This window comes from Streptomyces sp. NBC_00400 (genome assembly GCF_036048035.1).
In the GTDB taxonomy this organism is placed as follows: domain Bacteria; phylum Actinomycetota; class Actinomycetes; order Streptomycetales; family Streptomycetaceae; genus Streptomyces.
The window spans coordinates 4,077,200-4,103,353 of the sequence record NZ_CP107940.1; the positions used below are offsets into that span (position 1 = coordinate 4,077,200).

The following is a 26,154-nucleotide window of genomic DNA, read 5'->3' on the forward strand; positions in this document are numbered from 1 at the left end:
GGGCCCCGTCTCGGATATGGGGAGTCGGCGGACGCCAGTTCAGGGCGGCACATGACGACTCAGGTGCCTGCAAACCCCCATGAGTGTCAGCGCTACCGGTAGACTGATGGCAATCCCGCCCACTCGCGGAACATGTCGAACGACGCAGCCGCTCCCGCCTGTCTTCCCAGGGGTGAATCCCACAGGCGCGGAAGGGCTCGTGCTGTGCCAGAAAGGGCGCTTCGTGGCCGACTCCGGCGACCTCAACGAGAACAACACGGCTTCTACTGAAGAGGGGGTTCCTGCCGGCGCCATGGGCGACTCCGCGGTGGAGAAGTCGTATGACGCCAGTGCGATCACCGTCCTCGAAGGCCTGGACGCGGTCCGCAAGCGCCCTGGCATGTACATCGGCTCGACAGGCGAGCGCGGTCTGCACCATCTCGTGCAGGAGGTCGTCGACAACTCCGTCGACGAGGCGCTGGCGGGGCACGCCGACACCATCGAGGTCACGATCCTGGCCGACGGCGGTGTCCGCGTCGTCGACAACGGCCGCGGTATCCCGGTCGGCATCGTGCCGTCGGAGAACAAGCCGGCCGTCGAGGTCGTGATGACGGTGCTGCACGCCGGCGGCAAGTTCGGCGGCGGCGGCTACGCGGTCTCCGGTGGTCTGCACGGCGTGGGTGTCTCCGTCGTGAACGCGCTGTCGCAGCGGGTGGCGGTCGAGGTCCGCACGGAGGGCTACCGCTGGACGCAGGAGTACAAGCTCGGTGTGCCGACCGCGCCGCTGGCCAAGCACGAGCCGACCGACGAGTCCGGCACGGCGGTGACGTTCTGGGCCGACGGCGACATCTTCGAGACCACCACGTACAGCTTCGAGACGCTGTCGCGGCGCTTCCAGGAGATGGCGTTCCTCAACAAGGGTCTGACGATCGCGCTGACCGACGAGCGCCCGGACCATGTGGACGAGGAGGGCAAGCCGCTCTCGGTGCGGTACCACTACGAGGGCGGCATCGTCGACTTCGTGACGTACCTCAACTCGCGCAAGGGCGAGCTGGTGCACCCGACGGTGATCTCGGTGGACGCCGAGGACAAGGAGCGCCAGCTCTCGGTCGAGCTGGCGATGCAGTGGAACACCCAGTACAGCGAGGGTGTCTACAGCTTTGCGAACATCATCCACACGCACGAGGGCGGCACCCACGAAGAGGGCTTCCGCGCCGCGCTGACGGGTCTGATCAACCGCTATGCGCGCGACAAGAAGCTGCTGCGCGAGAAGGACGACAACCTCACGGGTGAGGACATCCGCGAGGGTCTGACGGCGATCATCTCGGTCAAGCTCGCCGAGCCGCAGTTCGAGGGCCAGACCAAGACCAAGCTGGGCAACACCGAGGTGAAGACCTTCGTCCAGAAGGTGGTCCACGAACACCTCAACGACTGGCTGGACCGCAACCCCAACGAGGCCGCGGACATCATCCGCAAGGGCATCCAGGCCGCGACCGCGCGCGTGGCCGCCCGCAAGGCACGCGATCTGACCCGCCGCAAGGGCCTGCTGGAGACGGCGTCGCTGCCGGGCAAGCTGAGCGACTGCCAGTCCAACGACCCCGAGAAGTGCGAGATCTTCATCGTCGAGGGTGACTCCGCCGGCGGCTCGGCCAAGTCCGGCCGTAACCCGGAGTACCAGGCGATCCTGCCGATCCGGGGCAAGATCCTCAACGTCGAGAAGGCCAGGGTCGACAAGATCCTGCAGAACAACGAGGTCCAGGCGCTGATCTCGGCGTTCGGCACGGGCGTGCACGAGGACTTCGACATCGACAAGCTCCGCTATCACAAGATCATCCTGATGGCGGACGCCGACGTCGACGGTCAGCACATCAACACCCTGCTGCTCACCTTCCTCTTCCGCTTCATGCGGCCGCTGGTCGAGGCGGGGCACGTCTACCTCTCCCGCCCGCCGCTGTACAAGATCAAGTGGGGCCGGGACGACTTCGAGTACGCCTACTCCGACCCGGAGCGGGACGCGCTGATCGAGCTCGGCAAGCAGAACGGCAAGCGGATCCGCGAGGACTCGATCCAGCGGTTCAAGGGTCTCGGTGAGATGAACGCCGAGGAGCTGCGGATCACGACCATGGACACCGACCACCGGGTCCTCGGTCAGGTCTCGCTGGACGACGCGGCCCGTGCGGACGACCTGTTCTCCGTGCTGATGGGCGAGGACGTCGAGGCGCGCCGCTCGTTCATCCAGCGCAACGCCAAGGACGTCCGCTTCCTCGACATCTGAGCCCTGTCGGCCCGTACAACAGCCGCAGCTCGAAAGGATTTTGAACCACCATGGCCGACGAGAACCCCCCTGTGACCCCGGACGGCGTGACCGCCGAGGGCGCGCCCGCCGCCATCGAAGGCGTCGGGATGCGTGTCGAGCCCGTCGGGCTCGAAACGGAGATGCAGCGCTCCTACCTCGACTACGCGATGTCCGTCATCGTCTCGCGTGCGCTGCCCGATGTGCGGGACGGCCTCAAGCCGGTGCACCGCCGCGTGCTGTACGCGATGTACGACGGCGGCTACCGCCCCGAGAAGGGCTTCTACAAGTGCGCCCGCGTCGTGGGCGACGTCATGGGTACGTACCACCCGCACGGCGACTCCTCGATCTATGACGCCCTGGTGCGTCTGGCGCAGCCGTGGTCGATGCGGATGCCGCTGGTGGACTCCAACGGCAACTTCGGCTCCCCGGGCAACGACCCGGCCGCGGCCATGCGGTACACCGAGTGCAAGATGAAGTCGCTGTCCATGGAGATGCTCCGGGACATCGACGAGGAGACCGTCGACTTCCAGGACAACTACGACGGCCGTAACCAGGAGCCGACGGTCCTGCCGGCGCGCTTCCCCAACCTGCTGATCAACGGCTCGGCCGGTATCGCGGTCGGCATGGCGACGAACATCCCGCCGCACAACCTGCGCGAGGTCGCGGCCGGTGCCCAGTGGGCGCTGGAGCACCCCGAGGCCTCCAGCGAGGAGCTGCTGGACGCGCTGATCGAGCGCATCAAGGGCCCCGACTTCCCCACCGGCGCCCTGGTCGTGGGCCGCAAGGGCATCGAGGAGGCCTACCGCACGGGCCGCGGGTCGATCACCATGCGCGCCGTGGTGGCGGTCGAGGAGATCCAGAACCGCCAGTGCCTGGTGGTCACCGAGCTGCCCTACCAGGTCAACCCGGACAACCTCGCGCAGAAGATCGCCGACCTGGTGAAGGACGGCAAGGTCGGCGGCATCGCGGACGTCCGCGACGAGACCTCCTCGCGTACGGGCCAGCGTCTGGTCATCGTGCTCAAGCGGGACGCGGTCGCCAAGGTCGTCCTCAACAACCTCTACAAGCACACCGATCTGCAGACCAACTTCGGCGCGAACATGCTGGCGCTGGTCGACGGGGTGCCGCGCACGCTCTCGCTGGACGCGTTCATCCGCAACTGGGTCACGCACCAGGTCGAGGTCATCGTCCGGCGGACGAAGTTCCGGCTGCGCAAGGCCGAGGAGCGGGCGCACATCCTGCGCGGTCTGCTCAAGGCGCTGGACGCGATCGACGAGGTCATCGCGCTGATCCGGCGCAGCGAGACGGTCGAGGTGGCGCGCGAGGGCCTGATGGGCCTGCTGACCATCGACGAGATCCAGGCGAACGCGATCCTGGAGATGCAGCTGCGCCGGCTGGCCGCCCTGGAGCGCCAGAAGATCACCGCCGAGCACGACGAGCTGCAGCGCAAGATCAGTGAGTACAACGCGATCCTGGCCTCCCCGGAGCGCCAGCGCCAGATCATCAGCGAGGAACTCGCCGCGATCGTCGAGAAGTTCGGCGACGACCGGCGCTCCAAGCTGGTGCCCTTCGAGGGCGACATGTCCATCGAGGACCTGATCGCCGAGGAGGACATCGTCGTCACGATCACCCGTGGCGGCTATGTGAAGCGGACGAAGACCGACGACTACCGCTCGCAGAAGCGCGGCGGCAAGGGCGTGCGGGGCACGAAGCTCAAGGAAGACGACATCGTCGACCACTTCTTCGTCTCCACCACCCACCACTGGCTGCTGTTCTTCACGAACAAGGGCCGGGTCTACCGTGCCAAGGCCTACGAGCTCCCCGACGCGGGCCGGGACGCGCGGGGGCAGCATGTGGCCAATCTCCTCGCCTTCCAGCCGGACGAGCAGATCGCGCAGATCCTGGCGATCCGCGACTACGAGGCCATGCCGTACCTGGTGCTCGCCACCAAGGCCGGCCTGGTGAAGAAGACGCCGCTCAAGGACTACGACTCGCCGCGCTCCGGCGGTGTCATCGCGATCAACCTGCGCGAGCAGGAGGACGGCACGGACGACGAGCTGATCGGCGCCGAGCTGGTCTCGGAGCACGACGACCTGCTGCTGATCAGCAAGAAGGCCCAGTCGATCCGGTTCACCGCGACGGACGAGGCGCTGCGCCCGATGGGCCGGGCCACCTCCGGTGTGAAGGGCATGAGCTTCCGCGAGGACGACGAACTGCTCTCGATGAACGTGGTCCGCGCGGGTACGTTCGTCTTCACCGCCACGGACGGCGGCTACGCCAAGCGCACCGCGGTCGACGAGTACCGCGTCCAGGGCCGCGGCGGCCTGGGGATCAAGGCCGCCAAGATCGTGGAGGACCGGGGGTCGCTGGTCGGAGCGCTGGTCGTCGAGGAGAGTGACGAGATCCTTGCGGTGACGCTCGGCGGTGGCGTGATCCGTACGCGGGTCAGCGGAGTCCGGGAGACCGGCCGTGACACCATGGGCGTCCAACTGATCAACCTGGGCAAGCGTGATGCCGTCGTCGGCATCGCATGGAACGCCGAGGCCGGTCGTGAAGCCGAAGAGGTCGACGGGGGCGAGGCGCCCGACGAGGCCGAAGCGGCCGAGGAGACCGTGCCCACGGAGGCCGAGGGCGAGCAGCCCGCGGCGGAGTAGCACGAGGAGTGAGTCGTGAGTGGAGCCACGGGCGCTGCGGCGGGTGGATCGGGAGCGAAGAAGGACTCCCCGTCCGGACCCGCAACCGTGACGGAGGACAGCGCCCGTGGCTCTGCCGTTTCTGACACCGGCCCCCGAGACGAGGGCTCACACCAGGGGGGACCCGTGACCGATACCCGTCAGCCGCAACCGCAGCCTCAGGGGCAGGCCCCTGAGGGCGGCTCCCAGCAGCCGTATCAGCCGCCTCAGGCGTACTCCACCGGCGGTGGGCAGGGCGGCGGGCAGGCGGTGCGCCGGCCGCGTACGGGCGCCGGCACGGTCCCGCGCACCCGCAAGGCCCGGCTGCGGGTGGCACGCGCCGATCCGTGGTCGGTCATGAAGGTCAGCTTTCTGCTCTCCATCGCGCTGGGCATCTGCACGGTCGTGGCCGCCGCCGTGCTGTGGATGGTCATGAACGCCATGGGCGTCTTCTCCACGGTCGGCGGGACGATCAGCGAGGCCACCGGCTCCGGCGACGGCGCCGGCTTCGATCTGCAGTCGCTCCTGTCGCTGCCGCGGGTGGTGCTGTTCACGTCGGTCATCGCGGTGATCGACGTGGTGCTGGCGACCGCGCTGGGCACGCTCGGGGCGTTCCTCTACAACCTGTCGGCGGGCTTCGTCGGCGGGGTGGAGCTCACTCTCGCCGAGGATGAGTGACCCCCTCACGAGAGGGCGTCCGGAAGGCTCCCGGAACCGATTTTGGGAACGCCTCTGAAGTGCGCTAATCTTTCGTTGCAGCGAGCGCGCGGCTATAGCTCAGACGGTTAGAGCGCTTCCCTGATAAGGAAGAGGCCCCAGGTTCAAGTCCTGGTAGCCGCACCGCACCGATCGGCCCGGCCGGGGAACTCCCCGGCCGGGCCGATTCGTTGTACGGAGGCGGAAGTTGGCTCGCGGCAGCGGCCTCGGACGAGGTGTTGCCGACCGCGGGCTAGGTAACCAATCGGTATCGGCCGGTGTGTATCATCGGCCGACATAGGTCCCCTACGTCAACGAAAGACGAGGTCGCGCGGTGAAGAAGCTTCTCCTGGTCGCACTGGCCGCCATCGGCGGGCTCCTCGTGTACCGCCAGATCCAGGCGGATCGCGCCGAGCAGGATCTGTGGACGGAGGCGACCGACTCCGTGCCCGCAGGTTCGGGTGTCTGAGACCCCCCACAGCACAGCACCACAGGTTCGTACGGACCCCGATTGCCCCTGGGTGATCGGGGTTTCGTGCGTCCTGGGGCAGGTGTGGCAGGTGGGGTAGGCGGGGCGTTCTGCGGTGGGGGTGGTGGCTGCCGAGGGGTGGCTTGATGTCGTTGTCGGGGCGGCACGGCACTCCTCGTGAGTTTGCTGTAGCACACTATTTACTTGCAGACGCAAATGGGTCCAGGGGTCGGACGTCGCACGGTGGTCGAGGGGGTGGATGTTTCACGTGGAACATCCGCTGAAGAAGGGCGTCACGTGGGCACGAGCGGAGCCGGGCCGATGCTCCCGGGTGATTCCCCGGCCTCGGCGGACGGCGCGCGGGGCGGCGGTGGAAGATGACCCACAGGATGTGTGGTGGCCGTCGCGGTCGGCGTGTGGGCTGCCGCCGCCGGCCGGTCTCGCGGCGGTCTGTGGACGGGCCCGCAGGAAGCCGCGGGCCGGCGCCGGGAATTCCGATCCGATGAGGGGTGGCTCGTGGTGACGGGGTGCACGACGAACAGGGGCATAGCCGCACTGGCGGCGCTCGCCGTGGTGGCGATCCTGCCGGGGGCGGTGGGTGTGGCCTCGGCCGAGACCGTCCCGGGTTACCGGACGGGGGACGGCGCCACGGCGACCAAGGGCAGTGCCAGTGCCGCGGATGCCCCGCAGCTCAAGCCCGGACTGCACACCGACTCCATCAAGCGCGGTGAGCAGAAGTACTACGCCGTGACCCTGGACGACAGGACCAGCGCGTACTTCTCGGCCGTCGCGGCGCCCCGGCCCGGGACCAAGGTCGCGGACTACGGCGACAAACTGACCGTCAATGTCCAGGACAGCGACGGCACGACCTGCGACACGGGCGCTCATCCGTCCTTCCGCGGCGGCGGTATGGCCTATCCGATCGCCGACTACGCCACCCGTCGTATCGGCGCCGACCGTACGGGGTGTCAGAAGGCGGGCCCGTACTACCTGGTGATCACCCGTGAGGGTTCGGCGGCGTCCGGCTCCGACGCCTGGCCGCTCGAACTGGACTACCTCGACGAGCCGCCGCTCAAGGGCACCACGCCCGCCCGGCCGGGCCAGGGGAGCTGGAGCACCGACACGCCCGCCCCGCGCACGGACACCACCAAGCGCAGCGCCAAGGGAGGCACCGGTTTCAACGACGCGGGCTCGGTCGAGTCCGGGGTGTGGAAGGACCGGATCACGCCGGGTGAGACCCGCTTCTACCGCGTACCGGTGGACTGGGGACAGCGGCTCAACCTGAGCGCGGAGCTGCCGAATGCGCCCTCCGGCTCCTCCGGTTTCCTCGCCCGGATGCTCGGGCTGGGGGTCTACAACCCGGCGCGTGGTGTGGTCGACGACCTCTCCTTCGTCGCGTACACCGGGAAGCCGGCCGCCGCGAAGGAATTCACCGCGCCGGTGGCGTACGGCAACCGCTTCCAGCCGGCCGGCCCGGTCAGCGCGATGCGGTTCGCCGGCTGGTACTACCTTGAGGTCAGCCTGCACCCCGATGCCGCGCGGTTCTTCCCCAAGGGCGCGGAACTCACCCTCCGGGTGGATGTCCGCGGCGCCGCCAAGGCCGGGCCCGGCTACGCCGAGCCGGCCGACACCTTCTCCGTCACGTCCGAGGACCATGAGTCGGCGCGGAAGGGCCAGACCGCACAGCAGGCGGCGAAGAGCGGCACCTTGATGACGGTGGCCTACGCGGGGATCGGCACGGGGGTGGTGCTGCTGGTGGGACTGGGCGCGTGGACGCTGGTGGCACGGCGGTCAGCAGCGGGTGCACCGACCGTGGCGGTTGGCCCTGGTGGCCCGGTCGGTCCTGGCGGCCCGGGCGGGCAGCCCTCACTGCCGGGTCAGCAGGGACAGCCGACACAGCCGACACAGCCGTCACCACCAGGACAGCCCGGGCAGCCGACACAGCCGACCCAACAGGCGCAGCAGAATACGCAGTTCGGGCCTCCACAGGGCTGGTAGCGGGAGTTTCAGGGGGCCGTCGGGCCCCGGCCGCCACCGGCCCGCGGCGTGGCCTCAGGCAGCCATCAGGGCCCAGACGCCGACCGCGATGCACAGCAGCGCCACGACCAGCACCGGGATCGCTACCTTCGGGGGCGGTCCCGGCTTCCGGTACGGGACGGGAGGCGCGGTGGCCGGCCCGGCGACGGGGGAACCGGCCGGGGGCCGTCCGGGGACCGGGTGCGGGCCCGCCGTGTAGGGGCGGGTCGCGGAGTGTTCGTGGTGGACGGCGGCCACGGGCCGGTACGCGGGCGCCGGAGGCGGAGGCGGGGACGGCGTCAGGGGCGGCCCGCCGGAGGCCGTGCCGGGGCCGGTCGGCGTGCCCTGGCCGGCCGGGGCGCCGTGGCCGGTGGGGACAGGGGTGTGGCCGGTAGCAGGACCGCCGTGCCCCGTGGGCGCAGTGCCCTGGCCGGTGGGCGTCATGCCGTGCCCGGTGTGCGTCATGCCCTGCCCGGTGGACGTCTCACCGTGGCCCAGGGGCGTCTCACCGTGGCCGGTGGGTCTCTCGCCGTGCCCCGTGGGCGGGCCGCCCGGAACCGGCAGCGGAGTCGGCGTCGGTGTCGGCGTCGGTGCCGACGGGGTGCTCGGCTCCGGCGGGGCGATATGGAAGCTTCCGGTGTCCGACATGGACACCTGCCCGGCGGCCGTGGTGCCCGCGGTGGCACCGGCCGTTGCGGGCCCGTCGGCCTCCCTGGTCCGCAGCGGCCCGTCCGCACCGAAGCCGGCCGGGAGCGGGCCGATGTGGTCGAAGACTTCGACGACATCGTCCTCGAGCGTCGTGTCGGGAAGCAGCTCCACCGTCGAGATGACCGCCTTACGCGCCCCCGTGGCCGTCCTGAACCGCGATTCCGGGTCGGGGTGCACCAGGGGCGCCAGCACCTGCCACAGCGGCTCCGGCACCCCCTCGGGCGCGTTCGGGATGCCGTGCGGGCCGAAGTGCCGGCCCAGGGCGTCGGCGTCCGGCTTGGTGCCGGTGATCAGATAGAGCGCGACCAGGCCGACCGCGAACAGGTCGGCGGGGAAGTCCGGTTCGGCGCCCTGCAGTTGCTCCGGCGCGAAGTATCCGGGCGTCCCGACCACGAGGTTGGCCTCGGTCAGCCGCGGCTCGCCCTTGCGCATCGCGATGCCGAAGTCCGACAGCCGCAGATGCGGGCGGCCGGTGCCGGTGGCTTCCAGAAGGATGTTCGCCGGTTTGATGTCACGGTGCACCACCCCCTCCGCGTGCACCGCGGTCAGCCCGGCCAGCAGCTGGTCCAGGAGCAGGCAGACGAACCGCGGCGGCAGCGGGCCGTAATCCCCGATCAGATGTGCCAGCGAGCCGCCGTTCACCAGATCCATGGTGAACAGCACCTTGTCGTCGTCCGCGGCCCAGCTCGCCGGGGCCAGCACATGCGGATGGTCGATCCGCAGTGCCTGTTCGCGGACGAAGCGCAGCAGGGTGTGCGCGTCGCTTTGCTGCAACACCTTGGCGGCAACGTAGCGGCGGCGCCGGGCGTCCCAGGCGCGCCAGACCGCGCCCACCCCACCCCGTCCGATCGGGTCGATCAGCTCATACCGACCGGCGAAGACCTCACCCATTGCGCCCCGTCCGCTTCTGAACTCGCAACGTCCCCAGTGGCTGGTGGCTAACTCTGGTGCGCCTCGTAGTGGGCGACCGCGTCCGCGGTACGACCGGCACCGTAGACCCGGAGGAACTCTGCCAGTTCGGGGTGAGCGGGGGCGAGGGTGTTCGCCGCATCGATGATGTCCCCGGCGTCGGAGACCGACCGCAGCAGCGACTGGATCTCCCGCACCACGCGCCGGACCGTGGTCGCCCCCGTCGACGACGTCTGCTGTGCGGTGTTGTTGAGCACCGAACCCCCCGCCGTCTTCTTGATCTCTTCCATGCGGTCGGTGGCCTCGGCGGCGCTGACGCTGCCGTCGGCGACCTGGCCGGCCAGATCCTGCAGCGCCTGCACCCGCTGCACCACGGCCGGGTTGCCTATCTTCGCGCGCTGCCCGCTCATCAGCTGCGAGAGCATCGGTGCCGACAGGCCGAGCACCGCGGCGAGCCGGGCCTGGTTGAGGCCGAGATCGTCGATGAGACGACGGAACAGCGCCCCCAGCGGCTCCCCGTACCAACTGCGCTGAAGTTCCCGGGCCCGCGCGGTGGCTTCCTGCTGTGCTGTGTCCATGCCGTCTCCCCTGTCTCCCCGGTCGCTTCGCTGCCGCGAATCTCGCGAAGCATCCTACGGAGAGCGACGGTGTGCGGCGATACCCGGTCGGGAAAGCGGTCGGACACCAGGTACCCTGGTGCGCGAAGGGGCCTTAGCTCAGTTGGTAGAGCGCTGTCTTTGCATGGCAGATGTCAGGGGTTCGACTCCCCTAGGCTCCACCCTTTGCACCCCCTCCGACCTGCGGAAACGCGGCCGGAGGGGGTGTTTTTTCGTGCCCTCGCCCCTCAGTCGAGCACCGGGAAGCGGCGCGGGGCCAGGAAGAGGGCGAGGACGGCGAGGGCCGCGGCCGCTGCGGCGCCGACGTAGACCCAGTCGACCGCCGTGGCGAGGGCGTCGCGCAGCGGTCCTGCGGCGGCGCCGGAGGTGGCGGAGGAGATCGAATCGAGGGGGCTGCCTTCGGTGGACGGGAGAGCGGAAGGGGTCTCCTGCAGACGGGAGTTGAGGATCGCATTGGCCAGGGCGCCGAAGACGGCGGCGCCGATGCTGGAGCCGAGCTGGCGGCAGAAGAGAAGCGAGGCCGTCGCCGTACCGCGTTCCGAGACGGTCACCGTCGACTGGACCCCGACGAGCAGGGGGAGCTGGGTGATGCCGAGGCAGGCGCCGAGGGCCAGCGAGATGAGGGCGGGGTACCAGGGGCTGTGGGTGCCGGAGAGGGCCGGGAAGGCCAGCAGGACGGGGCAGGCGACGGCCATGCCGGTCATCGCCGACTGGCGGAATCCGATGCGCCGGTAGACGTGCTGGCTGAAGGCCGCCGAGATCGGCCAGGCCACCGACATGACGGCCAGCACGAAGCCCGCCCGCAGGGGATCGAGGCCGAGCACGGACTGGGCGTAGGTGGGGAGGAAGACGGTCGGGGCGATGGTCATCACGCCGAGCGCCCCCATGGCCAGATTGGCGGCGGCGATGGTGCGGCGGCGCCATACCCAGCCCGGGAGGACGGGATCGGCCGCGCGCCGCTCCACCACGACCGTGACGGCCAGCAGGGCGGCGCCGGTGCCGAAGAGGGCGAGGGACGGCGCCGAGAGCCAGGGCCAGGCGTGTCCGCCCTGGACGATGGCGGTCAGCAGGGCGCAGCCGGTGAGGAAGAGGGCCAGTGCGCCGGCCCAGTCGGCACGCAGGCGCGTGGCGGCGCGCTCTCGGGGCGGCTCGCTCAGGCGGCGGGCCAGCAGGACGAGCGAGACCAGACCGAGCGGGACGTTGAGCAGGAAGATGAGGCGCCAGTCGGCCCAGGCGGTGATCAGGCCGCCGACGGCGGGGCCGAGAACGGCGGAGCCGGCCCACACCGAGGAGATGGCGGCCTGGATCCGCGGGCGTTCCTCCAGGGGGTACAGGTCGGCGGCGAGGGTCTGGACGGTGCTCTGGATCGCGCCTCCGCCGAAGCCCTGGACGATGCGGAAGACGATCAGCGCGGCCATGCTCCAGGAGGCCGCGCACAGCGCGGAGCCCGCCAGGAAGAGGGTGATGCCGAACAGCAGGACCGGCTTGCGCCCCAGGGTGTCGCTGAGCTTGCCGTAGACCGGCAGGGACACCGTGCCGGCGAGCAGATAGCCGGAGAAGAGCCAGGAGAAGTACGAGAACCCGCCGAGGTCGGCGACGATCCGCGGCACGGCCGTGGCCACCACCGCGCTGTCCAGGGCCGCCAGCGCCATCGCCGTCATCAGGGCGAGGACGAGGGCACGGCGGCCGGGCGGTGCGGCCGGACTGTCCGCCGTCCGCTGCGGGTCGGCGGTGTGGGGGCCTCCGGGGCGGCTCACCGTGCGCTCCCCGGGTGCTCCGGGCTGCCGGGGCGGTAGCTGCCGGTCATCAGGGGGACGCCGAGCAGTGGTTCCAGGCGGCTCAGCAGGTGCTCGGAGGTCCGCTCGACGGCCGTCGGGCCGGTGTCCTGGACGATGAACCGGGCCAGTGCCTGGCCCCGGGCCACCTCGCTGCCGGGGCCGGTGCGGTACTCGCCGAAGCCGATGACCTCCTTGACGCAGGGGTGCCCGTCCAGGGGCGCCAGGGTCGCGTCGGGGCCGAGCCGGCCGGCCTCGCGGGGGAGGACGACGCGGACCGCGGTGCAGCCGGCCCGGAAGGGCGGCGCGGCGACGTCGTCGGCCCCGGCGAGGACGTCCAGCAGCGCGGCGTAGACCTCCTGCCCGGTGGCGTGGCGGTAGGCGGCGGGCAGGCCTCCGCCCATGACCCGGGGGTTGAACTCGACCAGGACGGGCCCCCGCCGGGTGACCATGATCTCCAGGTGGAAGACGCCGATGTCGGCACCGATCGCCCGGCAGACCCGGCGGGCGTACTCCCAGCACGCGGGGGCCTGCTGTGCTTCCAGGCCGGCCGGGATGAAGGACCCCAGGGCGGTGACCTCGTCGCCCGCCCAGCGGTAGCGGCCGCTGATGCACAGCGGGAAGAACCGGCCGTCGCGGGCGCCGATCTCCACCGACACCAGCTCCCCCACCAGGAACTCCTCGATGAGGACGCCGCGCCGGAACTGGCCGCGCCAGTCCTCGGGAACCGCGTCGAGGCCGCGCTGCAGCCGCTGCCAGGCCGACCTGGCCTGGGCCGCGTCGTGGACGACACAGGCGAGCAGCCCGGCGGCCCCGGACGGTGGCTTGAACACCACGGGGTAGCCGATCCGCTCCGCCGCCGCCAGCGCCGCCGTCTCGTCGGTGGCGGTCGCGAAGTGTGCCGAGGCCAGGCCCGCGGCCTGCAGCGCCGCCCGGGTGCGGTCCTTGCGCCGGGCGGTGAGCACCGCCTGGGGTGAGGTGCCCCGCAGCCCCAGTGCCCGGCAGGCCGCGGCCACCGCCTCGGCGGACATCTCGTGCTGCGTGGTGACGAAGTCGATGGGGTGTGCGGCGTGGCACTCGGCCAGCGCCGCGGTCACCACGTCGTGGTCGGTGGTGACCAGCCCGTCGACGAGGTGGTCCACGGAGGAGATCAGGGCCAGGTTGGCCTCGGTGAGCGGGTACTGGGTGTGTGCGGACTGCAGATAAGTGACCCGGTGTCCCGCGCTCTTGGCCAGCCTGATGGCCTGCAGGGCAGGGGGGTTGGAGTCGACGAAGGCCAGGTGCATGCCATTCCCGGTGGGGCTGAGGGGGCTGAGGGGGCGGAGGGCGCGGGCGGTCAGCGGTAGTGGGTGATGCCGTCCTTGACGCGGTAGGCGTCGCGCTCGAAGAGCTGGAACGCGACCGCGTCGCGGTCGTCGAAGAGTGCGCCGGCCCTGGCCATGTTGCGCCGCAGGAATCCCCGGGCGTAGCTCTCCGGGTCCTCGTCGGTGAGCGCTTCCAGGTAGGCGCGGTGCTGGAGCACCGCCTCGACGGCGCGGTCCTCGGCGCCCGCGACCTCCACGGCGTGCGTGGGGTACGGGGAGCCGGCGACGCCCATCCACCGCACGCCTTCCCAGGGTTCGAGGCCGTCCTCGGTGAAGACGTAGCGGTTGCCGGCGTCGACGACGGCGTCCAGCGCGGCCCGGCCGACGACCCGGTGGTCCGAGGTGTTCCAGGAGACGCCGCGCCAGTGCTCGTGGTGGTTGACCGTGAGCACCATGTCCGGCCGGTGGCGGCGGATGGCGGTGGCGAACTCCCGGCGCAGCGCCAGGGAGTCGGTGATCAGCCCGTCCGGGTGGTCCAGGAAGTCCACCGAGGTCACCCCGGCGACCGCCGAGCTCGCGCGCTGCTCCCGTTCCCGCAGCGGCCTGGCCTTCTCCGGGTCGCAGCCGTCGATGCCCGCCTCGCCGCGGCTGGCCAGGACGTAGGCGATCTCCTTGCCGCTGTCGGTCCAGGTGATCACCGCCGGACCCATGGCGTACTCGATGTCGTCGGGGTGTGCCACCAGCGCCAGTCCGCGCGACCAGTCGGTGGGCATCTCCTCGAGCCGTGCCGTCATTGTTGCTCCCTGCTCTCGGCGTGGGTGCCGTTCTCGGCGTGGGTGCCGCTCCCGGCGGCGGTGGGGTGGCCGGCCAGTACGGCGTCGATGCGCCGCAGGCCCTCGGCCAGGACGTCCGGCTCCCGGGCGAAGGTGAGGCGGATGCCGTGCTCGGTGCCGAACACCTCGGCCGGCATCAGCAGCACGCGCTCCCGGCGCAGGACCTCGCGGCAGAACTCCAGCGAGGACGGCAGGCCGGGGGTGTGCAGCCAGGCGTACGGGGTGCCCTCCGGCTGCCACATCCGCAGTGTGCCGTGGTGCCGGGCGGCCCAGCGCTCCAGCGTCCGCAGGCCGTCGGTGATCAGCTGCCGGTAGCGCCGCACGTGCTCCTCGCGGCGCTCCAGGATCCCGGTGGCCAGCTGTTCCAGGACCACCGAGTTGGTGACGGTGGTGAAGTGCTTGTACTGCATGGCCGCGTCCACGACCTCGGGCGGGCCGCACATCCAGCCGACGCGCAGGCCCGGGACCCCGTAGACCTTCGAGACGCTGGAGACGGAGACGGCGTTTTCGTACGCCCCGACCCAGGAGTCGGTGCCGAGGTCGGCGACGTACTCCTCGTCGAGGATCAGATGGCCGCCGTGTCCTCGCAGCGCCTCGGCCAGTTCCTTGATGCCGTCGGCGGTGACCTTCCGGCCGGTCGGATTGCAGGGCGAGTTGAGCACCACGGCCCTCGTGCGGGGGCCGATCCTGCGCAGCGCCGCGGTGATGTCCGGGCGGCCGTCGGCGGTGGTGCCGACGGCGTCCACCCGGCATCCGGCCCGGGACAGCACCGGCTCCGCCTGCTGCCAGCCGGGGGTGAAGATCACGGCGTGGTCGCCCGCGGACAGCAGGGTGCGGTAGAGGAGGTAGAGGGCTTCCTGCCCGCCGTGGGTGATGCCGATGTGGGACGGGTCGCGGCCGTAGAGGCCGGCCACGAGGTGGCGCAGCCGGGCGGTCCCCCGGTTGTTGCCGTAGTCGAGGAGGCAGTCGGCGGGCAGGGCGTGGTCGGACAGGCGGCTGCCGCCCACATAGCTGTCGCCGAGGTCGATGTCGTAGTGGCCGTGGGCCTCGTCGAAGTACCACTGGCGCATGGTGATCTCGGTCATGAGGCCAGCCGCCTGCGGAATGCCGGGGTCCACCGGCCGGCCACGACGGGCCGGACCGGGCCGGTCAGGGTGACCTCGCCGGCGTCGGAGATGCCGACGGCGAGGTGGCCGCCGGGCATCTCGACGGTGACCTCGGGGCCGGTCAGCCCGAGGGCGTGGGCGGCGACGGCCGCCGCACAGGCGCTGCTGCCCGAGGCGAGCGTGTAGCCGGCGCCCCGCTCGTAGGCCTCGATGCGGATGCGGTCGGCGGCGCGTACCTCCATGAGCTGGACGTTGATCCGTCCGGGGAAGCGTGCGTGGCCGGCGAGGCCGGGGCCCAGGCGCCGGGCCAGCTTCTCGGTGACCTCGGTGCCGTCCAGCGGGAGGACGCAGTGCGGGTTGCCCAGGAAGACGCAGGTGGCCGTCCACTCGCCCTCCGCCGCGGCGAGGGTTTCGCGCAGCATCTCCCGGCGCGGACCGGTGGCACCGATCAGCTCGCTGTCCAGGGACGCCCGCCCCATGGAGACGCGGACGGGTGCCCCGTCGCCGGGGTGGCCACCGTCGGGGGAGGCGGCATCGGGTGCCTCCGGGCCGGGGGCCGGGTCCACCAGCTGCACGGTGACCGGCCCGGCCAGGGTGCGGACGGTGAACTCCGGCTCCCCGGTCCAGCCGTGGTCGCGGAGGTAACGGCCGAAGATACGCAGCCCGTTGCCGCTCTTCTCGCACTCGGTGCCGTCGGAGTTGAAGGTGCGCAGCCCGAACCCGTGCTTCTCGGGGAGCGGGCCGTAGAGCACTCCGTCGGCGCCGGGACCGTAGTGGCGGTCGCAGATCAGCCGGATGTTGTCCGGTGTCGGCGCCACCTGGCCGGCGGCCGGAGCGATCACCAAGTAGTCGTTGCCCAGGGCCTCGTACTTCACGAAGTCATGGCCGTCCGCCATGTCGTGGCGAGGGGGCGGCAAGGGGTGCGGCACGTCTACCCCCTCAGGCCTGTGCGCCGGCCGCGACGGGGGACCGGTCCCGCATGCGCCGCAGCAGCTCGTCGAGGTAGTCCTGTGAGGTGTTGAGCCTGATCATGGCTCCCAGGGCGATGTCCCGGCCGATCAGGGCGTCGCCGTCCACCAGCGGCGCCACGACGTTCTTGAACCAGCCGGAGGCGTGGCCGGCGTCGATGCCGATGTGCAGGTCGTGGTAGGTGATGCCGACTTCGTGCAGGCCCAGTCTGCGCCAGGTGTCGACCACACAGCGGAAGCGGCGGGGCGCCAGGTACTCCGTCACGCCGAAGTAGCCCACGGCCTTGTAGTAGTGGCGGCGGGCGAGCCCGAGGCAGGCGGAGAGGTTTCCGCAGATCCCGGCCTCCAGCAGGAAGCTGTCCCGGATGAAGGCCGGGTCGGCGCCGATGGAATCCAGAGCCTGGGAGAAGAGGCTGGTGTGGACCAGCTCGGCGTCGCCGTTGCCCATCTCGTCCCAGTAGTTGGCGGCTATCTCCATCTTCTCGCCACCGGTGCGGCCCATCTGCATCGAGGCGAGGATGTCGTCGAAGCGCGGGTCGAGGCTGGTCTCCTGGGCGAGCAGCAGCCGCAGGTCCTCCCGGGTGCCGCGCTGCTCGATGTGCTCGTGGTAGAGCGGGTGCCGGCCGGCCGGGTGCTCATTGACGAGGTTCTTCAGCCAGCGGACGTACTCCGTGCCGGACCGGGGGTAGCCGGTGACGGTCTCCTCGTCGATACGGGCGGTTTCCTCGCCCAGCATGGCCGCTTCCAGGATCGCGGCCACATCGCGCAGAAGGGGCGCGCGTTCGTGGTCGACCTCGGCGATGACCACGCCGGAGAAGTCCCGGTCGTAGATCAGGGCGAGGAGTTCGTGCATTTCGGCGAGCGCGGTGCGGTCCTTCCCGGCACCGGCACGCTCGGTGAGCTCCTTGCAGGCGGCGGCCAGTGCGCCGCGGAAGGCGTAGTTCTCGGTCAGCAGGGTCAGTTCGCCGGCGGTACAGGACTCCAGGGCGCGCACCGCGGACAGCGGGCCCTCGGCGAGCCGGGTTTTCCAGTCTTCAGGCATGCAGAATCAGCACAATCTTCTCGGTGTGGGTGGTGGGGGAGGCGGTGGCCGGGCTCAGCCGGCGTCCTCGGACAGGGCGGAGGAGTCGTGCTCGTCGCCGTACCACTTGTGCTGCCAGCGCGAGAAGGCGATGATCACGATGTCCCGGTGTCCGGGCTGGTCACCGGCCGCCACGACGTCGGTCACGTCGTGGGCGATGGCCTTGTCATCGAGGAGTACGGCCTGGCCCGCCTGGAGCGTCCCGCTCCAGAAGGGCTCGTCGGCGCCGGGCTTCCACAGCCGGGTCTCGCCGCCGCCCACGTTCTCCCGGCGCAGTACGGCGATCATCACGAACTCGTGGCCGTCGTGGTGCACGCCCTCGGGCGTCAGCGGCCCGGGGCGGCCGGCCTCGGCCCGGGTGCGGTTCTGGTGCACATTGATCTGCCAGTCCTCGCCGCGGTCGAGGCCGATACCGGCGATTCCCCGGGAGATCAGTCCGGTGAAGTCGGCCTGGAGGGGTTCGTAGACCCGGCGAATGCCGCCGGCGGCCTTGTTGAACTTCTTGTACGCCGTGTAGTCCCGGTGCGGCAGCAGCGCGAAGTTCCAGGCGTCGCCCTCGGCGGCGGACAGCCGGTACTGCGAGAAGCGTTTGAAGCGGGTGCCGTTGCCCATGTAGTCGTCGACCGGAAGGTCGTCGTAACTGTCCAGGAGCTTTGTGGGTACGGCGGGCAGATCGAAGACGGTGAATCCCTGGGTGCCGATCGGCATGGAGTGCTCCTTTGTGAGGAGGAGGGCGTCCTTGTGGGCGGGCCGTGCTCGGTGATCGTGGACTGTGCTCGGTGTGGGTGGGCGGGCACGGTCCGGTGGATGCGTCCGGGCAGCTTCTCTGCGGGGACGGACGGTCGGTGACGGGTGGTCAGGTGGTCAGGGGTGGTCAGTCGGCGGCGTGGGCGCCCGCGGGTCGCAGGGCGCGGGCCCATGCCTGGAGTTCGGGGTCGGCCAGGGAGGCCGGCAGCCAGTCGTGGTCCAGTTCCTGGCCGGCCAGCGAGGGCACGGTGACCAGGTGGAGCCCCGCGGCGCGGGCCGCGCGGATGCCCGTGTGGGAGTCCTCGAAGGCGACACAGGAAGCGGGGTCGGCGCCGAGCGCCCGGCAGGCGGTGAGGTACAGGTCGGGCGCGGGTTTGGGAGCCGCCACCTCGTCGGCCGCGAACGACAGCGGCAGCAGACCGGCCAGACCGGAGCTCTGCAGCGCGGTCTCCAGCAGCGACCTGGGGCTGTTGCTGGCGACGGCGACGGGCAGCCGTTCGGCACAGGCCCGGACCAGGTCAGCGGCCCCGGGCAGCGCGTCCACTCCGTCGGCCAGCTCCCGGCGCACGCCCTCCAGCAGCTCGGCGGAGAGCAGCGCACCTTCACCGGGACGCCCGAAGTATTCGGCCATCACCTCGCCGACGCCCTCCACGGTCTTACCGATGACAAGTTGCTTTTCGGCCAGGCCGAATTCGCGCCCGTGTGCGTGAAAGAGCGCGCTTTCCGCGCGTGACCAGCAGGTTTCGGTGTCCAAAAGGAGCCCGTCGCAGTCGAATACGATCGCTTCGAGCTCGGTGGGCAGCGGAAAAACGGCCGAATGAGCCTGGGTGCTGGCCAAAATTCCTCCATGTGGTGCCGGCCTGGGGTGGCGCTATACCGGTTTTCGAGCATGGGACAGCCGGTGATGGCCGAAAGCAAGCCACCACGCGCAGCATGGGGGAAAGTGGAATCACTGATTCCCACGGGAAAGCGGAATAGCAGCTTCCCAATGAATCCCCCCGTGCAGCGGTCCCCGGCGTCGGGACGCGCGAACGGAGGTCGTTCGCACGGCCGTTGGGGACACTCACCGCCCTGTTCGCGGGCATGAAGCCGCAATGAACTCCGGGCGGTTGATGTCGTTAACTCAAGCCAGAGTATCCCGTTTTGGGAAAAGAATGCTGTGTGTCGTGCGTCACAATCTCTGGTGATTGACACATTCAAGAAAGATCCGCTGTTCTATTCCCGTCAACGTCGGAAGGCGGGAATCCAGTCGGTTTCCAAACTGATGTTGTCCGGGCGGTCTTGAGTCCGAAAGGGCAAAGGCGTGGTGCTTTCGGGCGCCGCGTCGGTCCGCAAGGGCAATTCGGGATCACTGGATCCCGGGGATATCCGCACGATCCCACAGGGGGGTGAATCACCATGCGCAAGTACACCAAGCCGGAGGCCAAGAAGGTCAACCAGGGCACCGTTCTGGGCTCCGTGGTCTGAACCACGGCGGTCTGAACCGCAAAGGCGCCACACCTCAAGGTTGTGCCTTGAGGTGTGGCCCCTTCCCCGGTGCCGACCGTCATTCTCCTTCACTTCAGTGGGAGTTGCGCCGCTTTACGCGGTGTTTCCGCCTCGTGGCGGAGGAATCAGCACATGAATCGAGCGAGGTAACGATGTGTGGTCTGAGCGGAATCGCTCGCGTGGACGGAAGAGCGCTGGCCGGCGCCGCGGACTCCCAGCTCCAGCGAATGGTTCAGGCCATTGCCCACCGGGGCCCCGACGGTGAGGCCTACTACCGTTCGGGCCCGGTCGGATTCGGCTTCGTACGGTTGTCCTTGGTGGATGTGGCCGGCGGCGACCAGCCGCTGCGGACCGAGGACGACGACCTGGTGCTGATCGCCAATGGCGAGATCTACAACCACCAGGAGCTGGCCGCCACGCTCCCGAGCGGCACGCGGCTGCGGACCCGCTCGGACTGCGAGGTGCTGCTCCACCTCTACCGCCGTGACGGGCTGCGCTTCCTGGACAAGGTGCGCGGGATGTTCTCCCTCGCGCTCTACGACCGCACCCGGGGCCGGCTGCTGCTGGCCCGTGACCGCTTCGGCATCAAGCCCGTCTTCTACCACCACAGCGCCGAGCGGGTCGTCTTCGGCTCGGAGGTCAAGGCGCTCTTCGAGGACCCCGACTGCCCCCGTGAGCTGGACTGGGAGCGCGCGCTGCGCGACCAGGCCATGACGCGTGCGCCGGCGTTCGACGAGAGCCCGGCCCACTCGTGGTTCAAGGGCATCGAGCTCGCCCCGGCCGGCTGTGTGGTCTCCTTCGACCTGCGCTCCGGCGAGCGCTCGACCCACCGCTACTGGTCGTTCCCCGAGTTCGACCCCGCCGGCGGCGCGTCTGAGGAAGAGCTGGTGCGCCGCTACGGCGAGCTGCTGTCCTCCGCGGTGGCCGACTGCGAGATGGCCGATGTCGAGATCGGCCTCTTCCTCAGCGGCGGCATCGACTCCGCCGCGGTGGCCGCACTGGCCGCCGGAAAGCCCCAGACCTTCACCGCGCTGAACGGCAGCACCCTCGCCAACGGCGATTCCGAGTGGGGGCACCGTACGGCCCGGAATCTCGGACTGACGAATCATCAGATTCTTTTCCGCACCGATTCCGTCCCCGGTGTGGAGGAGTGGAAGCGGTTCCTGTGGCTGATGCAGACGCCGCTGGCCGGTCCCGAGGCGTTCTACAAGCACGAGATGTACCGCTACGTCCGTGACCGGACGCCGCATATCAAAGCCATGCTTCTGGGCGGCGGGGCCGATGAATTCAACGGCGGTTACTCCAAGGGCATCGCGGGCGGCGGTGAATGGCCCGATTTCCTGGACAACCTGGACCGTATGGCGGTCCGCCGGGACCAGTACCGCAGCCCCGAACTGGGTGCCTGGTGGGACGTCCCCGGCCTGCCGCTGGTCAAGTCCTCGGTGCTGCGCGACGCCGCCGGGCGCCCGGCCCACGAGCCGTACGAGGCGCTGTTCCGCTGGAAGTACCGCGATGTGCAGCAGTACAACTGCTGGCACGAGGACCGCTCGGCGGCCGGCAACGGCATCGAGGCCCGGGTGCCGTTCCTCGACCACCGCCTCATCGAGCTGGTGGCCGCGGTCCCCGGGCCGCTGCGCCCCCGCCTGATCTGGGACAAGCAGGTTCTGCGGCGTTCCCTGGCCGGCCACCTGCCCGACGAGCTGGTGCAGCGCCCCAAGGGCCCCTTCTTCTACGGGGAAGGCGTCCGGCACACCTACCGCGCCTTCGGCGCCATGCTCGCCCAGGACGGCGGCCGGCTGCTGGAGGAGGCGCTGAGCGGACCCGGCGCCCGGGAGTTCCTGGACGCGGACAACCTGCGGGCCACGCTGCGGCAGCTGCAGGCCAACCCCTCGTCCGGACATGTGGAGTTCCTGCTCTCGGCGGTCAACCTCGGCCTGCTGGAGCAGATGACCGCCTCGCTGCCCGCCCCGCACGTCCAGGTGGCCAAGGCCCCCGTGCCGCAGTCGGTCCCGGTGGGCGACTGGGACACCGACGCGGAGAAGATCGAGGCGGAGGTCGTACGGCGGCCCCCCGTCGACCCGCGGACCCGCGCGGCGGTCGCGGACAATGTGCTGCTGCTCAAGGACCCCGCCGAGCCGTCGGTCTGGTACGTGACCATCGACGGCGAGATCGAGTACGTCCTGGACGAGGACGAGCTGCCCGAGTGGCCCGCCGTGCTGCGGGCGCTGGACGGCGCGCGCACGATCGGCGAAGTGCTCGACGGGCTCGGGCACAGCCTGGAGGCCGTGCACGACGAGCTCGCCGACGCCATTGACCTGGGGATCGTGGTGACCGCGGAGGCGGCGCCATGACCACGGCTGCCGGCCGGGCGGGGAGCGACGGGAGCCGGCAACGCCGCTCCGTCCCCACCTTCGCACCGGCCGGCTGGCGGCCCGAGCCCCGGCAGCTGATGGCCGCCGCCACGGTGGCGGCCTTTGCCGTGGGGCTGTGGACCGTGGGCCCGTCCGCCCTGCGGGTGGTGGCCGCCTTGCTGGTGGCCGAAGCCGTGCTGATGGGCCTGCCGTGGCGGGTGCCGCGGGGCGGGCGCAGCGGCGCGAGCATCTGGGCGGAGACGCTGGCCGGTCTGGTGGCGCCCCTGGGCGCGCTGGTGCTCACCGCGTGCACGGCTCCCCCGTGGCTCACCCGGTCCGGGGAGTGGTGGTGGTTCGCCGTCGCGCTCGCCGTCGGCGCCGGGCTGGTCATGCTGAGCGGGCTGCGTCCGGCCGGGCTGTTCACCGGTGAACTCGCCTTCGTGCTGGGGCCCACGCCGCGCTCCCACGGCAGCGCCCGCGCCTTCGCGGGCGCGGTGGGCGCCGTCGGGGAGGAGATCCTGTTCCGCGCCCCCGTGCTGATGGTGGCGGACCCGGCGCTGCTGGGGCTGCTGGCGGCGACGGCCTTCGTGGCGCAGCACCACATCCAGCCGGGCGCCAACCGGCGCGGCACGGTCCGCTCCACGGCGGTGGAGATCGCCGGGGCCGTGGCGCTGCTCGCCCTGACCCTGGCCTCGCAGTCGGTCTACCCGGCCCTGCTCGCTCACCTCGTCAACAACATCCCTCAGATCGTCATCGAACTACAGCGTGAGAACGAGGACAGGAGCTGGTCGTGAAACCGGACTTGGACGGGTGCCTGGACGCACTCAGGCGCAAGGACCTGGCCCCCGACGACCCGGTCGCCGTCGTGGTGGTCGGCTCGCTCACCCGGGGCTGGGCACACGCCGCGAGCGACGTCGACCTCTACGTCCTCACCGACGCCCCGTGCCGGATGCCGGGGGCCCGGACGGTGGCGGTGCCGCTCACCCCGGACACCGTCACCTCGGTGGACTTCACCGACGGCGGCCGGCGGTACGAGGTGACGTACTGGACCGACGCCCAGGTCGGCCAGATGCTGGACAAGGTCACCTGGGACGCCTTTGATTCCGATGAATCCTCGCTGCGCATCCTCACCTCCCACGAGGAACTGTTCCTGGAGCGCCTGTCCGGCGGTATGGCGCTGACCGGCGCCGACTGGCTCAAGCGGCGCGCCGAGCAGCTGCACGACTCCGCCTACCGGGCGTTCGTGTCGACCCGCTCGCTGTCCGAGGCGGACGGCAAGGTCGAACAGGCGCTGGGCATGCTGGAGTCCGGCGACACCCACAGCGCGGTGCTCGCCGCCAAGGTCGCCTTCCAGCAGGCCACCGACGCCCTCCTGGACAGCCACGGCGTCTACGGCACCCACACGCCCAAGTGGCGCGCCCGCCGGGTGCAGGACGCCGGTCTCGACGTCCTGCCCTTCGAGCGGTACTGGGCCCTGGAGACCATGGCCGGCTTCGACCCGCAGCGCCCCGAGGACTGGGTGCGCCGGACCGTCGAGTTCTGCAAGGACCTGTCCCTGGAGGTGGAGATCTGATGGCAGCGCCTCATGCCTTCGGCCCCGAAGCGGTGCCGCGGCGCAGCATGACCGCCCGGATGCGCAAGTTCCGCGGCAAGCTCATCGTCGCCGGCGGCCCGCACGCCGTCGAGCTCGACGAGATCGGGACGTTCGTGTTCAAGCGGGTCGACGGCTCGACCACCGTCCAGGGCATCGCCGAGCAGCTTGCCGCCGAGTACGACGTCTCCGTGCAGGTGGCCGCCGAGGACATCGGCGAACTGCTCGCCGACCTCGCCGGCAGCGGCGTGGTGGAAGCGACCGCGCCGTGACCGTCACCGGTCCGGCGGCTGCTGCCGCCGGGTGTGCGTAGGTCCGGACCGTAGTGGCGAAGGGAGATCTCCTATGTGCGGAACCGCGGGCATGTTCGTGGGCTGTGCGGCGCTGACCCAGTGCCCCAGGCAGCTGCTGCTGCACCGGGTGGCCGCCGACGACGCCCCCGAGCCGCCCCCGGCTCCCGGCGACTACCGCAGCCCGTTCCGCAACTGGCACGAGCGCGCCGCCGTGCGGCAGTCACCGCGCCGGACCCTGCGCGAGGACGAGTCCGGCCGCCACTACTTCCCGCCGGAGCTCGTCCCCCTCACCCAGCACCCGCTGGTGAAGGAGCTGCCCGCGGCGGTGCACGAGGAATTACTCGTCCAACACCTCTACCGCTACCTGGACTTCACGGCACGGCTGGAGTCCCTGGTGGTCAACCGGACGGTGCTGTCCATCGCGCAGGGCTCCGTCGGCGTGGAACTCCCGGACGAGATGCGGTTCGACGCGTACAAGATCTACTGCGACGAGGCGTACCACACGCTGTTCTCCGTCGACCTGGCGCGACAGGTGGAGCAGCGGACCCGGATCGCGCCGCGGCTGCCGCGGCAGCCGTTCTTCCTGGACCGGCTGCACCGGCTGCTCGATGAACTCCCGCCCGCGGACGGCGCGCTGGCCGAGATCCTTTTCGTGGTGGTGTCGGAGACCCTGATCTCCGCGAGCCTCGCCGAGATCCCCGACAGCTCCGAGGTGGTGGCCGCGGTCTCCGGGACCGTACGCGACCACGCCGGTGACGAGGGGCGCCACCACGCGTACTTCGCCATCTTCCTGCGGCACATGTGGGGTCAGCTCTCGCCGGCGGAGCGGCGTGCCGCGGCACGGCTGGTGCCCCGGCTCATCACGACGTTCCTCCACCCGGACCTGCCCGCGATCCGGGAGGAACTGATCCGCTACGGGCTGGGCGAGGACGACGCGCACCGCGTCGTGGCGGAGACCTACCCGCCGGAGATCCTCAGCCAGCACCTTGCCGCCATGTCCCGGCAGACCGTGCGCTACTTCGAGTCCCTGGGCGCATTCGACGACGCGCGGGCGCTCGAGGAACTGCACGTCCACGGGATCAGGAAATGAAAGAGAGATTTCACAGCCCATGAATGAGACGCCAGCCCTCCCGGTCGAGGTGCACTGCCACGGTTTCGGCGAGGTGGACTTCTCGGAGTTCTCCCAGTTGGATCTCGCCCTGCTCGACCGCAGATCCGCCGAGGAAGGCGTGGTGTGCATCCCCACGCTCTATCTCCACCGGTCCGCGCTCGAGCAATTCGAGTGGTTCATGCAGCGGTACGCCGACCTGCGCCGTCACGGCAAGCTGCCGCACATCCCCGGCATCGCGCTGGAGGGGCCGCTGCTCGCCAGCCACGGCGGCACCCCCGAGGCGACCGTCTGGGCCCCCACCCGCCACGAGTGGGAGCGTCTGGCCAGGCTCGGCGACCTCGGGCTGGTCTACACCGTGATGTCGCCCGACGCGTTCACCACCGCCTCGGGCCTGTACGACAACCTCGACGACCGGCACCCGCGGCTCGACTGGATCGTCCCGCAGCTGCTGGCCCACGGGGTGCGGCCCGCGCTGGGGCACTTCACCCGGCAGGATCCCGTCGCCGGCGCCGAACTCGTCCGGGACATCGTCGACCTCGCCTGGCAGAGCGAGTGGACGGGCAGCGGTGCGCGGGTGATCACCGACCACCTGTTCAACGACATGCCGCTGACCATCAAGCACGCCTTCCGCACCTCGGCCGCGCGGGCCAGGCGGGAGAGCACTCTGACCGCGTACGACCTGCCGAACTGGACGCTGGCCGATATGGATCAGATCGCCGGTCCGGTGCCTGCCGCGATCATGAACGAGGCGGCCGCCGGACGGATCGCGGCCTGCATCAACTTCGACGGCGAGCATGTCGACCTGGCCATCGCCGCCCGCGCCGCCGAGCTGATGGGCCACGCCAACACCATGCTGATGACCGACCGCTGCGACTCCGCGCGGATCGGCGGCCAGGCCCTGCACCAGACCGACGACAACGGGCTCTGGTACCAGGACGGCGGCATCGTCGCGGCCGGCTCGCAGCCCCTGGCCCGGCAGACCCGCAACGCCCAGGGGCAGGGAGTGGCCGCCGATCCGCTGTGGCAGCTGGTCGGCGGCACGGCGCACCGCGCCTTCGGGACCCAGGCGGACGGACCGGGGCTGCGGCCCGCCGCCCTGTCCGCGCAGCAGTGAGCGCACTGCCCGCCCGGGCGCCGGCGCTCC

The 26,154-nt window shown here is 70.6% G+C and carries 21 protein-coding genes and 2 tRNA genes; 13 read left to right on the forward strand and 10 right to left on the reverse strand.

Translation table 11 applies throughout. From position 1 onward, the window contains the following. Nucleotides 1–223 precede the first annotated feature (223 nt). The 6 genes from gyrB to OHS81_RS17725 all read left to right on the forward strand — a co-directional run bounded on the left by gyrB (nt 224) and on the right by OHS81_RS17725 (nt 8,110). Nucleotides 224–2,254 (forward strand): DNA topoisomerase (ATP-hydrolyzing) subunit B, encoded by a 2,031-nt coding sequence (gene gyrB / locus OHS81_RS17700; protein ID WP_443058718.1) that lies wholly within the window; start codon nt 224–226, stop codon nt 2,252–2,254. Between the two features lie 50 nt (nt 2,255–2,304). Further along, entirely contained in the window at nt 2,305–4,929 is a 2,625-nt protein-coding gene (gene gyrA / locus OHS81_RS17705; RefSeq protein WP_328385710.1) for a DNA gyrase subunit A, read from the forward strand. A gap of 15 nt (nt 4,930–4,944) precedes the next feature. Next, nucleotides 4,945–5,625 (forward strand): DUF3566 domain-containing protein, encoded by a 681-nt coding sequence (locus OHS81_RS17710; protein ID WP_328385711.1) that lies wholly within the window; start codon nt 4,945–4,947, stop codon nt 5,623–5,625. An 88-nt stretch (nt 5,626–5,713) separates the two neighbouring features. Then, nucleotides 5,714–5,787 (forward strand) — tRNA-Ile (locus OHS81_RS17715). A 190-nt stretch (nt 5,788–5,977) separates the two neighbouring features. Further along, nucleotides 5,978–6,112, forward strand: coding sequence for a DLW-39 family protein (locus OHS81_RS17720; protein WP_003958712.1), 135 nt, complete (start codon nt 5,978–5,980; stop codon nt 6,110–6,112). A gap of 516 nt (nt 6,113–6,628) precedes the next feature. Beyond that, nucleotides 6,629–8,110 (forward strand): hypothetical protein, encoded by a 1,482-nt coding sequence (locus OHS81_RS17725; RefSeq protein ID WP_328385712.1) that lies wholly within the window; start codon nt 6,629–6,631, stop codon nt 8,108–8,110. 54 nt (nt 8,111–8,164) lie between these two features. Here the strand turns inward: OHS81_RS17725 and OHS81_RS17730 are convergent, their stop codons facing one another. Both OHS81_RS17730 and OHS81_RS17735 read right to left on the reverse strand, forming a co-directional pair. After that, nucleotides 8,165–9,727 (reverse strand): serine/threonine-protein kinase, encoded by a 1,563-nt coding sequence (locus OHS81_RS17730; RefSeq protein WP_328385713.1) that lies wholly within the window; start codon nt 9,725–9,727, stop codon nt 8,165–8,167. Between the two features lie 47 nt (nt 9,728–9,774). After that, nucleotides 9,775–10,323 carry a helix-turn-helix domain-containing protein gene (locus OHS81_RS17735; RefSeq protein ID WP_086718572.1) on the reverse strand — a complete coding sequence of 183 codons (549 nt, stop codon included), beginning with the start codon at nt 10,321–10,323 and terminating at the stop codon, nt 9,775–9,777. A 127-nt stretch (nt 10,324–10,450) separates the two neighbouring features. Between OHS81_RS17735 and OHS81_RS17740 the strand changes: the two genes are divergently transcribed. Next, a tRNA-Ala gene (locus tag OHS81_RS17740) sits at nt 10,451–10,523 on the forward strand. Nucleotides 10,524–10,589: 66 nt separating this feature from the next. Here OHS81_RS17740 and OHS81_RS17745 read toward each other — a convergent pair. The 8 genes from OHS81_RS17745 to OHS81_RS17780 form a co-directional block, all read right to left on the reverse strand. Further along, on the reverse strand, nt 10,590–12,119 hold the full coding sequence (locus tag OHS81_RS17745) for an MFS transporter (protein WP_328385714.1): 1,530 nt from the start codon (nt 12,117–12,119) through the stop codon (nt 10,590–10,592). Continuing rightward, entirely contained in the window at nt 12,116–13,423 is a 1,308-nt protein-coding gene (locus OHS81_RS17750; protein WP_328385715.1) for an ATP-grasp domain-containing protein, read from the reverse strand. The genes OHS81_RS17745 and OHS81_RS17750 overlap by 4 nt, the downstream gene beginning before the upstream one ends. 50 nt (nt 13,424–13,473) lie before the next feature. Next, nucleotides 13,474–14,235 carry a PIG-L deacetylase family protein gene (locus OHS81_RS17755; protein ID WP_328385716.1) on the reverse strand — a complete coding sequence of 254 codons (762 nt, stop codon included), beginning with the start codon at nt 14,233–14,235 and terminating at the stop codon, nt 13,474–13,476. Continuing rightward, nucleotides 14,232–15,359 (reverse strand): pyridoxal phosphate-dependent aminotransferase, encoded by a 1,128-nt coding sequence (locus OHS81_RS17760; RefSeq protein WP_328385717.1) that lies wholly within the window; start codon nt 15,357–15,359, stop codon nt 14,232–14,234. Before OHS81_RS17760 ends, OHS81_RS17755 begins: the two co-directional genes overlap by 4 nt. After that, nucleotides 15,356–16,309 (reverse strand): diaminopimelate epimerase, encoded by a 954-nt coding sequence (gene dapF, locus OHS81_RS17765; RefSeq protein WP_328385718.1) that lies wholly within the window; start codon nt 16,307–16,309, stop codon nt 15,356–15,358. Before dapF ends, OHS81_RS17760 begins: the two co-directional genes overlap by 4 nt. Nucleotides 16,310–16,319: 10 nt before the next feature. Then, a complete protein-coding gene (locus OHS81_RS17770; RefSeq protein WP_328385719.1) occupies nt 16,320–17,390 on the reverse strand; it encodes an iron-containing redox enzyme family protein in 1,071 nt (356 codons plus the stop codon). A 54-nt stretch (nt 17,391–17,444) separates the two neighbouring features. Further along, the gene (locus OHS81_RS17775; RefSeq protein WP_328385720.1) at nt 17,445–18,137 is read right to left on the reverse strand and encodes a 2OG-Fe dioxygenase family protein; all 693 of its coding nucleotides are present in this window, start codon (nt 18,135–18,137) and stop codon (nt 17,445–17,447) included. Between the two features lie 166 nt (nt 18,138–18,303). After that, on the reverse strand, nt 18,304–19,014 hold the full coding sequence (locus tag OHS81_RS17780) for an HAD family hydrolase (protein WP_328385721.1): 711 nt from the start codon (nt 19,012–19,014) through the stop codon (nt 18,304–18,306). A gap of 802 nt (nt 19,015–19,816) precedes the next feature. Here OHS81_RS17780 and asnB point away from each other — a divergent pair. From asnB to OHS81_RS17810, 6 genes are all read left to right on the forward strand, one after another. Further along, nucleotides 19,817–22,015: an asparagine synthase (glutamine-hydrolyzing) gene (gene asnB / locus OHS81_RS17785; RefSeq protein WP_328385722.1), complete on the forward strand. Its 2,199-nt coding sequence runs from the start codon at nt 19,817–19,819 to the stop codon at nt 22,013–22,015. Then, nucleotides 22,012–22,809, forward strand: coding sequence for a CPBP family glutamic-type intramembrane protease (locus OHS81_RS17790; RefSeq protein WP_328385723.1), 798 nt, complete (start codon nt 22,012–22,014; stop codon nt 22,807–22,809). The genes asnB and OHS81_RS17790 overlap by 4 nt, the downstream gene beginning before the upstream one ends. After that, entirely contained in the window at nt 22,806–23,588 is a 783-nt protein-coding gene (locus OHS81_RS17795; protein ID WP_328385724.1) for a nucleotidyltransferase domain-containing protein, read from the forward strand. The genes OHS81_RS17790 and OHS81_RS17795 overlap by 4 nt, the downstream gene beginning before the upstream one ends. Further along, nucleotides 23,588–23,878 (forward strand): PqqD family protein, encoded by a 291-nt coding sequence (locus OHS81_RS17800; protein ID WP_328385725.1) that lies wholly within the window; start codon nt 23,588–23,590, stop codon nt 23,876–23,878. Before OHS81_RS17795 ends, OHS81_RS17800 begins: the two co-directional genes overlap by 1 nt. Before the next feature lie 73 nt (nt 23,879–23,951). Beyond that, nucleotides 23,952–24,989: a diiron oxygenase gene (locus tag OHS81_RS17805; RefSeq protein ID WP_328385726.1), complete on the forward strand. Its 1,038-nt coding sequence runs from the start codon at nt 23,952–23,954 to the stop codon at nt 24,987–24,989. 19 nt (nt 24,990–25,008) lie between these two features. Beyond that, nucleotides 25,009–26,124, forward strand: coding sequence for a hypothetical protein (locus tag OHS81_RS17810; protein WP_328385727.1), 1,116 nt, complete (start codon nt 25,009–25,011; stop codon nt 26,122–26,124). The last annotated feature ends 30 nt before the right edge of the window (nt 26,125–26,154 follow it).

What these genes read in the sequence shown, in the direction of transcription:
- OHS81_RS17790 (WP_328385723.1), top strand. Translation starts at nt 22,012, where the DNA reads ATGACCACGGCTGCCGGCCGGGCGGGGAGCGACGGGAGCCGGCAACGC.
- asnB (WP_328385722.1), top strand. Translation starts at nt 19,817, where the DNA reads ATGTGTGGTCTGAGCGGAATCGCTCGCGTGGACGGAAGAGCGCTGGCC.
- OHS81_RS17735 (WP_086718572.1), bottom strand. Translation starts at nt 10,323, where the DNA reads ATGGACACAGCACAGCAGGAAGCCACCGCGCGGGCCCGGGAACTTCAG.
- OHS81_RS17810 (WP_328385727.1), top strand. Translation starts at nt 25,009, where the DNA reads ATGAATGAGACGCCAGCCCTCCCGGTCGAGGTGCACTGCCACGGTTTC.
- OHS81_RS17775 (WP_328385720.1), bottom strand. Translation starts at nt 18,137, where the DNA reads ATGCCGATCGGCACCCAGGGATTCACCGTCTTCGATCTGCCCGCCGTA.
- OHS81_RS17750 (WP_328385715.1), bottom strand. Translation starts at nt 13,423, where the DNA reads ATGCACCTGGCCTTCGTCGACTCCAACCCCCCTGCCCTGCAGGCCATC.
- OHS81_RS17760 (WP_328385717.1), bottom strand. Translation starts at nt 15,359, where the DNA reads ATGACCGAGATCACCATGCGCCAGTGGTACTTCGACGAGGCCCACGGC.
- OHS81_RS17755 (WP_328385716.1), bottom strand. Translation starts at nt 14,235, where the DNA reads ATGACGGCACGGCTCGAGGAGATGCCCACCGACTGGTCGCGCGGACTG.
- OHS81_RS17805 (WP_328385726.1), top strand. Translation starts at nt 23,952, where the DNA reads ATGTGCGGAACCGCGGGCATGTTCGTGGGCTGTGCGGCGCTGACCCAG.
- OHS81_RS17800 (WP_328385725.1), top strand. Translation starts at nt 23,588, where the DNA reads ATGGCAGCGCCTCATGCCTTCGGCCCCGAAGCGGTGCCGCGGCGCAGC.
- OHS81_RS17730 (WP_328385713.1), bottom strand. Translation starts at nt 9,727, where the DNA reads ATGGGTGAGGTCTTCGCCGGTCGGTATGAGCTGATCGACCCGATCGGA.
- gyrA (WP_328385710.1), top strand. Translation starts at nt 2,305, where the DNA reads ATGGCCGACGAGAACCCCCCTGTGACCCCGGACGGCGTGACCGCCGAG.
- OHS81_RS17770 (WP_328385719.1), bottom strand. Translation starts at nt 17,390, where the DNA reads ATGCCTGAAGACTGGAAAACCCGGCTCGCCGAGGGCCCGCTGTCCGCG.